This window comes from Paenibacillus sp. GCM10023252 (assembly GCF_042653305.1).
Classification (GTDB): domain Bacteria; phylum Bacillota; class Bacilli; order Paenibacillales; family Paenibacillaceae; genus Pristimantibacillus.
Map to the genome: position 1 here is coordinate 18,557 of NZ_JBHSHW010000023.1, position 11,696 is coordinate 30,252.

The 11,696-nt window shown below is 55.4% G+C and carries 8 protein-coding genes; 6 read left to right on the forward strand and 2 right to left on the reverse strand.

From position 1 onward, the window contains the following. Window positions 1–478 precede the first annotated feature (478 nt). A complete protein-coding gene (acnA, locus tag ACFO9Q_RS14240; RefSeq protein WP_379183125.1) occupies window positions 479–3,196 on the reverse strand; it encodes an aconitate hydratase AcnA in 2,718 nt (905 codons plus the stop codon). Between the two features lie 269 nt (window positions 3,197–3,465). Here acnA and ACFO9Q_RS14245 point away from each other — a divergent pair, with 269 nt between their 5' ends. The 4 genes from ACFO9Q_RS14245 to uvsE all read left to right on the forward strand — a co-directional run bounded on the left by ACFO9Q_RS14245 (window position 3,466) and on the right by uvsE (window position 7,323). Next, complete coding sequence (locus ACFO9Q_RS14245; RefSeq protein WP_379183127.1) at window positions 3,466–4,737, forward strand: amidase domain-containing protein; 1,272 nt, start codon at window positions 3,466–3,468, stop codon at window positions 4,735–4,737. A gap of 36 nt (window positions 4,738–4,773) precedes the next feature. Next, on the forward strand, window positions 4,774–5,880 hold the full coding sequence (locus tag ACFO9Q_RS14250) for a D-alanine--D-alanine ligase (protein ID WP_379183129.1): 1,107 nt from the start codon (window positions 4,774–4,776) through the stop codon (window positions 5,878–5,880). Window positions 5,881–5,958: 78 nt separating this feature from the next. Continuing rightward, a complete protein-coding gene (locus ACFO9Q_RS14255; RefSeq protein ID WP_379183131.1) occupies window positions 5,959–6,279 on the forward strand; it encodes a hypothetical protein in 321 nt (106 codons plus the stop codon). Between the two features lie 6 nt (window positions 6,280–6,285). After that, a complete protein-coding gene (gene uvsE, locus ACFO9Q_RS14260; RefSeq protein WP_379183133.1) occupies window positions 6,286–7,323 on the forward strand; it encodes a UV DNA damage repair endonuclease UvsE in 1,038 nt (345 codons plus the stop codon). 97 nt (window positions 7,324–7,420) lie between these two features. On the opposite strand, the gene ACFO9Q_RS14265 is transcribed toward uvsE, so the two are convergent. Then, window positions 7,421–9,061 (reverse strand): S-layer homology domain-containing protein, encoded by a 1,641-nt coding sequence (locus ACFO9Q_RS14265; protein WP_379183135.1) that lies wholly within the window; start codon window positions 9,059–9,061, stop codon window positions 7,421–7,423. 125 nt (window positions 9,062–9,186) lie between these two features. Between ACFO9Q_RS14265 and ACFO9Q_RS14270 the strand changes: the two genes are divergently transcribed. Beyond that, entirely contained in the window at window positions 9,187–10,008 is an 822-nt protein-coding gene (locus ACFO9Q_RS14270) for a sulfite exporter TauE/SafE family protein (RefSeq protein ID WP_379183137.1), read from the forward strand. 261 nt (window positions 10,009–10,269) lie between these two features. Further along, window positions 10,270–11,124 carry an inositol monophosphatase family protein gene (locus ACFO9Q_RS14275; RefSeq protein WP_379183139.1) on the forward strand — a complete coding sequence of 285 codons (855 nt, stop codon included), beginning with the start codon at window positions 10,270–10,272 and terminating at the stop codon, window positions 11,122–11,124. Window positions 11,125–11,696 lie beyond the last annotated feature (572 nt).

The following is an 11,696-nucleotide window of genomic DNA, read 5'->3' on the forward strand; positions in this document are numbered from 1 at the left end:
ACAGCAGAGGTTGGAGGGGTTAGAGGTTAGAGGTACCTGCAAGGGTCACGATGACCCTTGAAGCAGGGTTGAAGTGGAGCGCAGCGCAGAGCAGGCGGGACGAGGGCAACACCTCGCCGCCGCTCCCTGCCCATCCCCAGCGGCTTCCCGCGCGGGGATGCCTTGCCCTTGGGGCGGCCTGCCCCAGGCAGGGAAGCCTTGCCCCGCAGTGCATGGGCTTAAGTCTTCGGCGAGTGAGAGCGAGGTAAGGAGTGGGGGATGGAGTGGAGGAGCGCAGCGTCCGCCTTTGCAAGTCGTGTTCCTACAGCGAAGCTGTATTCGAAGGAACACGACTTGGAACCGCGGCCGCAGCCCATCCCCCACCCGCCCCCGAGCGCTCCGAGCCACCCCAGGCGAAGCCCCGCACTTATGATTCTCTCCCTGCCAAAACAAAAAAAGGCCGCCCCAAGGTCAATCAGACCCCGGGACAGCCACTATCTTACTTCATGCCTGCAATCATCTGACGAAGAACCGTCTGCAGAATGCCGCTGTTGCGGTAGTAATCAACGTCAACCGTGGAATCCAGGCGAACGATCGCCGGGAACTCGAAGGTTGTGCCGTCTTCACGAGTAGCCGTTACAGTTACGGTCTGGCCCGGCTGTACATCGTTGGAGAGGCCAGTGATGTCGAACGTCTCGCGGCCGCTAATGTTCAGCGTTTTCCAACCTTGACCCTCTTGGAACTGCAATGGCAGAACGCCCATGCCGACCAAGTTGGAACGGTGAATCCGCTCGAAGCTCTCTGCGATAACAGCCTTCACGCCCAGCAAGAAGGTACCCTTCGCTGCCCAGTCACGCGAGCTGCCTGTTCCGTATTCCTTACCAGCGATAACGACAAGGTTCTTGCCCTTCGCCTGATACTTCATCGAAGCATCATAGATGGACATCACTTCGTCAGTCGGCAGGTAAGTCGTTACGCCGCCCTCTGTGCCTGGTGCTACGGCGTTACGAATACGGATGTTCGCGAACGTACCGCGCATCATGACTTCATGGTTACCACGGCGTGAACCGTAGGAGTTGAAGTCTTCCTTGCGTACATTGTGCTTGATCAAGTACTCGCCAGCAGGGCTGTCAGCCTTGATGTTACCTGCAGGGGAGATGTGGTCCGTCGTAACGGAGTCTGCCAGCAGGGCAAGCACGTTAGCCTTCTTAATATCTTCAATGTTGCCGATATCAGCGCCCAATCCCTCGAAGAATGGCGGGTTCTGAATGTAAGTGGAGTTCGAATCCCACTCATAGCTCTCGCCCTCTGGGATGGAGATGGCGTTCCAACGCTCGTTCTGCGTGAATACATTCTCGTACTTGTCGCGGAACATCTGAGCCGTCAGGGAAGCACTCATCGCATCTTGAATCTCTTGCGTAGTCGGCCAGATATCCTTCAGGTAGACCGGCTCATTCTTCTGGTCGTAGCCGATTGGATCATTAGCCAGATCAAGGTTCACCGTTCCAGCCAGCGCGTAAGCAACAACCAGCGGAGGAGAAGCCAGGTAGTTCGCCTTCACTTGTGCATGGACGCGGCCTTCGAAGTTACGGTTACCAGACAGGACAGCCGCTACCGTCATATCGTTATCAGCAATCGCCTTGCTCACTTCATCTGGAAGCGGGCCGGAGTTACCGATACAAGTCGCACAGCCATAGCCTGCTACGTGGAAGCCAAGCGCTTCGAGCGGTTCGATCAGGTTCGCCTTCGTCAGATACTCGGTAACGACCAGGGAGCCTGGTGTCAGGGAGCTCTTCACGTAAGCCGGCTTCTTCAGTCCGCGCTCTACCGCCTTCTTCGCGACAAGGCCGGCACCGACCATTACGCTCGGGTTGGAGGTATTCGTACAAGAAGTGATAGCGGCAATGACAACTGCGCCTGTGCCCATCTTGCTCACTTGGCCGTCGTTATGCTTCACCGTAACCATCTGCTCAATCTTCTCATCGCTCAGGCCGTAACCGCCCTTGTCGATTGGCGTACGAATGATGCCGTTGAACGCTTCCTTCATTGCAGTCAGCTCGACACGGTCTTGCGGACGCTTCGGTCCAGCAAGGGACGGAACGATCGTGGACAAGTCAAGCTCAACGATGTCAGAGAATACCGGATCCGGTGTCTCATCTGTGCGGAACATGCCTTGCGCCTTATAGTAAGCTTCAACAAGCTCGATCTGCTCTTCCTTACGGCCAGTCTGGTGCAGGAAGTTCAGTGTCTCACTGTCGACAGGGAAGAAGCCGACGGTTGCGCCGTACTCTGGAGCCATGTTAGCTACCGTTGCGCGGTCAGCAAGGGAGATGTTGGACAGGCCAGGGCCGAAGAACTCGACGAACTTGCCTACTACGCCTTTTTTGCGAAGAATCTGGGTGACCGTAAGGGCTAGATCTGTAGCAGTCGCGCCTTCAGCCAGCGATCCGGTCAGCTTGAAGCCAATAACCTCAGGTGTTACAAAATACAGCGGCTGCCCCAGCATCCCGGCTTCCGCCTCGATGCCGCCAACGCCCCAGCCTACTACGCCAAGACCGTTAATCATCGTCGTGTGGGAATCCGTACCTACGAGGGAGTCAGGGTAGACAACCGTCTCGCCGTCAATCGTCTTCGTAGCCGCTACAGAAGCCAAGTACTCCAGGTTCACTTGGTGAACGATACCTGTGCCCGGCGGAACCGCGCGGAAGTTATCGAACGCCGTCTGTGCCCAGCGAAGGAACCGGTAACGCTCTTCATTACGCTCGAACTCAACCTTCGTGTTGTACTCCAGCGCTTCCGGGCTGCCGAATGCATCAACCATGATGGAGTGGTCGATAACGAGGTCAACCGGTACGAGCGGGTTAATCTTCTTCGGATCTCCGCCAGCCTTCTTCACGGTATCGCGCATAGCCGCCAGATCAACGACTACCGGAACGCCTGTGAAGTCTTGCAGGACGATACGTGCAGGAATGAACGGGATCTCCTTGTCTTCGCGGCCGTCAGCCCAAGTAGCAAGCTGCTTCACGTGCTCCGCCGTAATCGCGCGTCCGTCGAATTGACGAACCGCTGCTTCCAGCAGCACCTTAATGGAGAACGGAAGTCTCGAGATATCCCCTAGGCCTTGCTCTTCCAGGCCGCCGAGACGGTAGTACGCATAAGACTTGCCGCCAGCTTCCAGCGAGGCGCGAACGCCGTATTGATTGTTGTTCTTAGTCACTTCGTAATTCCTCCTTCATCCGAATCAACCTAATGATTGCAGTGTATATTTTCAACAGGTCTCTTGCGAGAGTTTCACTGTATGAAACATAATTTCAAAAAAAACCTCATACCTCATTATATCGTCATTCCAAAGCTCCGTAAAGAGCAGAATGACATGTATTGCTGGGAATGCTCATATAATGAACCAGCAAATCCATGACATGACCGTGTAAAGCTATGACAAGGACAGCGGCTGGATAGAACGGTTGAATAGAAGGAGGGGACAGCATGCCTCGAACGGGCAACCGAAGGCCGGGCGGACGAACAGCCAAGCGCCAGACCACACAGCCTAAGCCGCAGCAGCATGCGGCCAAGGCCGCCATACATTCGACACAGGTGAAGATGGAGCCGAGAGAGGCTGGCGTCTATGGCAAGCCGGCAAGCAGCCGCAAGGGCACGAGAAGCACGAACGATACCTCTTACTCCCAATCAGAGCTTCATTCCTCAAGCACTCAGGCGAAGCCGGAGGGCTGGAAGGCCGTTGTCCATCAGTATGTGAAGCAGCTCAACCAAGCCGAGACAGATCAGCACGTGTCCGTCATAGAACCGTTAATCGGTGATTCCGACCACTGCATCCGTCTGCAGAGCCGCTTGGAGAGGCTGCGCGAGCGCGAGCTGCTGCGAGGTGCGCTTCCCACTCGAAGCGAGACGAGGGCTGAGCTCATCCGAGTGAACGAGTCTCGTGCGGAGACATCCATCTTGCTCAAGCTGCATATTCGTAAAATCATGGATCAAGGCGGCCGCAGCTATACCGAGGAGCGCAGCGAATACGAGCGGCTGTGGCTTCAGCAAACGAGCGGAACCTGGCATATTACGAGAATAGAGCCGCTTATTGCTGAGCGCAGGCCAAGGTACGGAACGAGTGAAGCCTTCTCGCTACAGGAGGAGGACTCCTACTCGACAAGTCTGAACAGTACGAAGCAAGAGGCAATCGCGTCCGTGCCCTTCCTTAATTATGACCTAATCTCCGAGTTCAAACACCGCACCGCTGGAATACGCTACAGGCGCGATCTGGCGGCGGCCTATGCCGACAGGTGGTGGAATGAGGCGAATCCTGCCTATGAGCTGTTCGAGGTGAATTGCACAAGTTACGTGTCGCAGTGCATCTTTGCAGGCAATGCTCCGATGAACTATACTGGTAAGAGAGAGAGCGGCTGGTGGTATAAGGGACGCAGCGGAGGCCGTGAATGGTGGAGCTATAGCTGGGCGGTGTCGAATGCCTTGTCGAATTACCTGTCCACGGCGCGCAAGTCCGGACTTCGGGCAGAGCAAGTGTACTCCGCTGAAGAGCTTCAGCTAGGAGATGTCATTACGTATGACTGGAACGGGGATAACCGTTATCAGCACAGCACGATTGTGACCGCCTTCGACTCGGCGGGCATGCCGCTTGTCAATGCGAATACCGTCGCAAGCCGGCATCGCTATTGGGATTATCAGGACTCCTACGCTTATACGCCTAAGACCAAGTACCGTTTTCTACACATTGTTGATCTATTCTAGGCAAGTTAACTATTATACAGTACCGGAGGATATGCTATGGGGGAGAAGGTTCGGGTAGGACTCATCTATGGAGGCAAGTCGGGCGAACATGACGTATCGCTGTCTACTGCATTCGCAGTACTCGGCGAATTCGATTATACGAAGTATGCGATTAAGCCATTCTATATAACGAAGGAAGGCAAGTGGCGTTCAGGCAGTGAGCTAAGCGCGCCTCCGCAGAGCAAGGATGAGCTAAGATTCACAGGTTCAGGAGGTACGCTCTCTGACAGCTCGGCCGCGGTGGCTCCGCTATTCACCGGGCTCGATGGAGCCTCTGGGGAGATCGATGTACTCTTCCCGCTGCTGCATGGCACATTCGGCGAGGACGGCACGATGCAAGGGCTGTTCGAGGTAGCCAACCTTCCCTACGTAGGGGCGGGTGTGCTCGCTTCTGCAGTTGGGATGGACAAGGTATTCATGAAGAAGATGTTCGCTCAGGAGGGGCTGCCGCAATGTGTATTCCGGCACTTCAACCGGACGCAGTGGGATAAGGATCCTTCCTTCTTCATCATGGAGATTGAGATTGCACTGGGGTATCCCTGCTTCATCAAGCCGGCGAACCTTGGCTCGAGCGTTGGAATCTCGAAGGCCAGGAACCGGGATGAGCTCATCGCGGCTGTTGATTATGCCTTCCGCTTCGACCGCAAGGTCATTGTTGAGGAATTCGTCGATGCACGCGAGATTGAAGTCAGCGTGCTTGGCAATGACGAGCCGAAGGCTTCGGTTCCGGGGGAGATCTCGGCTTCGAATGAATTCTACGATTACAAGGCCAAGTACATAGACGGGAAGTCTACGATGCACATCCCGGCGAATATCCCGGATACAGCGGCCGAAGCGATTCGCGAGATGGCGGTGCGTGCCTTCCAGGCGATTGATGGGTCTGGGTTATCTCGAGTGGACTTCTTCCTGCGGAAGCAGGATGGGCAGATTTTCATCAATGAAGTGAACACGATGCCTGGCTTCACCCCGTTCAGCATGTACCCGCTCATGTGGAAGGAGACCGGACTCTCCTATCGCGAGCTGCTGGATGCGCTCATTGACCTCGCGTTCGCTCGCCATGCGGAGAAGCAGCGGATTGATTACGGCGGCGGGGTTACTATATAAGCATAGAATGGACTTAAGGTTGTACGCGAGTGTAGCGTGCAGCCTTCTATTATATATCTACACAGGAGGCAGCAAGCGATGGGATTCCAGACTGAGTTCAATTCGGTATGCAAGTTCAAGTCGGAGCAGGAGCTGTATGATCTGCTGGAGTACGGCAAGGGCAAGATGATGAAGTCAGGGTTCCGGGTGTTCCCGGCAGGGCAGAAGGTTATCGCCTACTCCCCTAACAATGAAGCGATTGCGATCGTACGGATACTTGCTTCCATCGCGGAGATCAACTTCCAAGGGGAAGAAGTGACGCAGGTGGAGATGGAGCTGGTGCGCAAGCTGACGGTGGAAGAAGCGCGTGTGCAGACGGCTCTGGCGGATGAGATGTTCTTCGGCGAGAAGCGGGGGTAGGAAGGGATGATCGTCCGGTTCGGCTTCGTCGCCATGAGTATGCAGCTAGAGAACGCTTCGCCGTCCCGCACGATGACTTACGCTACCTTCTCCAAGCTGGGTGACCGTGAAGCCGCCATTCGGAAGCTGGAGCGTATTGCTGGTGAGAACTTGACGAGTACTCTTCGAGTACTTAAGCATTGCCGTGGGAATGATATCCATGTGTACCGATTCTCCTCCAAGCTCATTCCACTAGCTACTCATGAGGAGCTGGCGGATTGGGATCCGATGGCTGCGCTCGCTCATTCGTTCCAGGAGCTGGGCCGCTTCGTGCGGGACAATGGCATTCGGGCTTCCTTCCATCCGGACCACTTCTGCGTGTTCAGCACGAATCGGCCGGAGGTGCTGGCGAAGTCGGAGCTGGACTTGAACTATCATGTAAGCATGCTTGAAGCGATGGAGCTGAACGAGCTGACGAAGTGCAACATCCACATCGGCGGCGCGTACGGCGACAAGGGGGCATCAGCAGAGCGGTTCATTCAGCAGTTCGGGGCGCTGGCCCCGCGTTATCGGAACCGAATCACTCTTGAAAATGACGACAAAACCTTCACCGCCCGCGAAACGCTTGGAGTCGCAGAAGCATCGGCGGTGCCGATGGTGCTCGACATTCATCATCATGCCGTTAATGACGGCGGGGATGGGGAGGCAGTGCTGCACGAGGAGCTGTGGCCTCGTGTGTTGAACACCTGGCAGCAGGATGCGGACAAGCTGTCCGGGCTGACTGGAGTAACGGTTGCTGAGATTCAGCGGCAGCTGCCGCCGAAAATTCATGCCTCCAGCCCGAAGAGTGACAAGGATCCTCGCGGACACGCGGAGTTCCTGGAGCTGGAGCCGCTGCTGCGGTTCCTGCGCGGGGTTGTAGGCTCCACACCGCGGCTCGACTGCATGCTGGAAGCGAAGAGCAAGGATGAGGCGCTCATGAGACTCATGCTGGAGCTGCGAGGCATGGAGGCGCGCGGAGAAGGCGTTCGGGTTATTGACGGTGCGACGATTGAGATAGAGTGAGTGGATGAACACCGCCTGAATCACCGCCTGGATCAACGCAAAAAAAACACCGCCAGAGCATGGGACCTGGCGGTGTCTTAGTTGCGTATGATAGGTGTTATGGGCTGCTGTGGAAGCCGGCATCGGCGAGATTCTTAATGAACTGAACGCCTTCTGCACGCGATAAGGAGCTGGCACCGTCATAGTCTTGGATAGTCATGCTGCCCGTCTTGCCTTCGGAATATTGGTGTTCGTACAGATATTGAATAGCGGAGTCTCCCTTAAGGGATTGACCTTCTGCAGCGGCTATGAGCTCCGCTACGGCGAGCCTGGTGATGGGTAGCTGCTTAGCCTTGCTGTTGCTCGACCCGAGCAGAGGAAGGTCTTGCTGCTCGGCATACTCATAATAAGGATCAGACCAGCGGTCCGAGGCGGTATTAGCCGGCTTCCAGTAGAGGGAGAGCATCAACTTCAGCCATTGCTCCTCCGTCACTCTGGTATCTGGCCGGAAGCTCCCGTCCGGGAAGCCGGAAGCGATCTTCTCCTTGCCAGCCCATTCAATGGCGGGCTTCGCCCAATGCTTCGCGATATCGGTGAAGAGGCTGTTAGGATCTGGCACTGGTACTGGAGGTTTGCTCACACTGAAGAATTGCACGGTATAGGTGATGGAGGCTGGTGACCCGTCATGCAGGGACCCCAGTCCGTCGACTTGCACATGATAGCGCTCCCCCGCTTGAAGAGATCCAATGCCATCCATTCGGAAAATAATCGCAGGACCCGAACCGTAACCCTCGGTCTCTACATTCATGTATCGGCCAGCTTCGGTTACCTTGTTGTCGGCTGAGCTGAGCTTCCAGGTCTTGCTGTCGCGCTCACGCGTTACCGTAATCTTCACCTTGCTGGCAGCTGGCACTTCGTACAGCTCGGGGTTAGGCGAGACCGACCATGCCGTTGTCGGCTTCATCACCTCGGTCGGGAAGTAGCCCCCTGCGGGATAGGCGATGTAGCGGAAGGATACTGGCTTCGCACGGCTCTGGTCGAAGATCTGAAGGGCAGAGTAGCTCCATCCATCCTTGCCAGATGCCAGTCCGAATCCCGTCTCTTGCAGAGGCGGATTCAGGATCCAGCGGCGATGGCCGATTACGCTCAGGTTGGACGTATCGGAATCATCCATGTAGGCATGGATGGAATTCACGAGCAGGTTGCCCCCATAGCCGTAGGAGGCGAAGATGTTCGAGCTCGTTGTGGAGGCGAAGCCCCGATCATAGAAGGCTTGCGGCATGTCATTCGGCTGTGATGGTCGATGGTCGAACTCGCCCTCAGAAGCAAGCAGGACAGATCCGTATTGGGCGTCTTCATTCAGCTTGGCCGTTGTCGTGATATCGGCAGGCAGACCGGATACATAGCGATAGAAGTTCAGAGCGTTCAGGCCCTCCTGGATATAGGGGGATTGAAGCGAGCCTGCACTATACGGCTTGGCAGCAGACGGCTTGGAAGTGTAGGGATTGCTCGTGTCTGCCTTCTGAAGCATGAGCTTGTTCCATATGGCGGTTATGTCCTGAGGGCTTGGCTGTGTGAGTCCGCTTGGTGTGGCAGCTTCAGCAGCGGCCGAATGATTAGGGACGGCGAAGATCAAAGTGACTAGCAGGACTAGTGACAGGATTAGAGTTAGGACTAAGGATAGGATTAGTGAAGTTGCTTGGGATTGGAATGGGAAGCGGCTGGGAGTGGTTGATCTGGTTGTCATCATGAGGTTCATTGTATAGACAGCACCTTTCTATGATGGAGTAGAATTGCACGGGGGTAGATTGGGCCTCCTCCACTTATTCCACATGAGAGGGGGCATAACCTGCTTGGGCAGGAAGATAAGGGAGAGAGCGGAATATGCTGGAATGGGTATTGCTAGTTGTACTAGGCTGCGTCGCGGCCATATTCGGCAGCATTGTAGGATTAGGCGGGGGAATTATTATTGTCCCTGCGCTGCTGCTGCTTGGGCCTGCGCTCATCGGAGAGCCCATTGATCACGCTACAGCCGTGGGGACCTCTCTTGCGGTGCTCATTGTGACAGCGTTGGCATCCACGTTGACTTATACGAAGCGCGGCATTGTAGATTACCGGAGCGGGTGGCTGTTCGCGATGACGAGCGGTCCTGCCGCTATAGCGGGCTCAGCGCTGACGGGACAGCTGCAGGGCGCTGCGTTCCAGCTGTCGTTCGGTGTGTTCATGCTGCTCATGGCAGCGCTGCTGATTGCGCGGGATTACATGAAGCCGGCTGTCAAGGAATGGCCGGTGAAGCGGGAGCTGACGGATGCTTCGGGGGTGACACATCGGTATAGCTATGCCATGATGCCTGCTCTGGCGATCGGGCTAGGCGTCGGGCTGATCTCGGGCTTGTTCGGCATTGGCGGGGGCTCGTTGTTCGTGCCGCTGATGGTTCTGCTGTTCCGATTCCCGCCTCATGTGGCGACAGCAACATCGATGTTCGTTATTCTCATCTCGGCTATATTAGGAAGCGGCATGCATCTGGCTCTGGGCGAGATTGACCTGTGGCTAGTGCTGGCGTTGGTGCCGGGAGCGTGGATTGGCGGGAAGCTGGGGGCAAGCATTGCGAGCCGTATGAGCGGCAAGGGGCTGCTGTGGCTGCTGCGGGTTACGCTGCTCGTGCTGGCAGGCCGGCTGATCTGGCAGGGGATTGCGGAGCTGTAGGGAAGGACGGAGTTCAGGCGGGAACAAGCCACTAAGGAGTGACTAACCTCTGAGTATGGAATGACCTGTAAGCTGTGGGGCTTCGACGTCTTGAGGAGCGTATGCGTAAGCGGGCTGCACGTGCTTGAGCGCTCCATTTCCCGCAATTTTGTACGATTATACAATGAATATGAGAAACTTATAGGATATTTATTCGTAGGAAGATAGATTATACTAAGTCTACGAGCATCATACTAATTATAGAGAGTAGAGTGATGGACCGTGAGTGAACAGCAGAATGCCTCTGTTGTAGGCAGCAAGAGCTTCACCGCTGTCGCCATTAATTGTGCGGCCAAGGCAGGGGAATGGATTAAGACGAAGCTGGGCAATTACGCAAGCCTTGATATAAAGTATTCCTCCCATGACCTCGTTACTGAAGTGGACAAAGGTTCGGAGAAGCTCATCCGCAGCCTGGTGCTGACCCACTTCCCGACGCATTCCTTCTTGGGCGAGGAAGGTGTTGAGCCAGGACCTGAGGCTTCTGTGCAAGCGCTTGCAGATGTGAGAGAAGCCGAGTATCTATGGATTGTAGATCCGATAGACGGTACAACGAACTTCGTTCACGGCTTCCCGTTCTTCTGCGTATCGATTGCTCTCGCATACAAGGGCGAGGTAATCGTGGGTGTTGTCTATGATCCGATGAAGGACGAGCTGTTCGTAGCCGAGAAGGGTAAGGGCGCATATGTGCATGGCAAGCGGATGCAGGTATCCGGTGAAGAGACACTGCGTGGAAGCCTGGTCGCAACCGGCTTCCCTGCCGATCACCACTACGCGCTGCCGATGAACTTGAAGGGTGTAGCAGCGATTGCTCCGCAGGTGCGGAACCTTCGTGTGGCGGGATCAGCCGCCTTGCATATGGCCTATGTAGCAGCCGGGCGCTTAAGCGGCTTCTGGGAGATTGGGCTGAATAGCTGGGATCTGGCAGCTGGAGCACTGCTCATCGCCGAGTCGGGCGGGGTCGTGACGGATACTTCCGGCGAGCCGTACCATCTGGGGGTAAGGAACGTTGTCGCTTCCAATGGGAAGCTGCAAGACGAGTTGATTGGCGCTCTGGCGAAGGCCGGGGCGATTGGGTAGAAGAGTTAGTAAGAAGGGCAGCTCCGGTGTTGGACGGGGCTGCCCTTTTTGCATGATACGTGATGTATATATAGTCTTCTGAGGCGGGCTCAGTCGGCGGTAGGTCGGTCAATTAGGTGCAATTTATACCTTATCCACGCTCACATGACTTCGCTAGCTAACCAATAGGTGCAATTTATACCCTATCTACGCTCGCATGACCTCGCTTGCTAATCAATAGGTGCAATTTATACCCTATCTACGCTCGCATGACCTCACTAGCTAATCAATAGGTGCAATTTATACCCTATCTACGCTCGCATGACCTCACTAGCTAATCAATCTAAGAAACTAATGTTCACTTAGCGCTTCGTGGACAATACCGTTCTAACGGGACCTAATTAGTAACCAATAATGAACCTAATCGGCGCGTCGGATGGTGTGATCCGGTCAATTAGGTGCAATAATGCACCTAATCGGTGCGTCGGATGGTGTGAGCCGGTCAATTAGGTGCAATAATGCACCTAATCGGCGCGTCGGATGGTGTGAGTCGGTCAATTAGGTGCAATAATGCACCTAATCGGTGAGCCAGC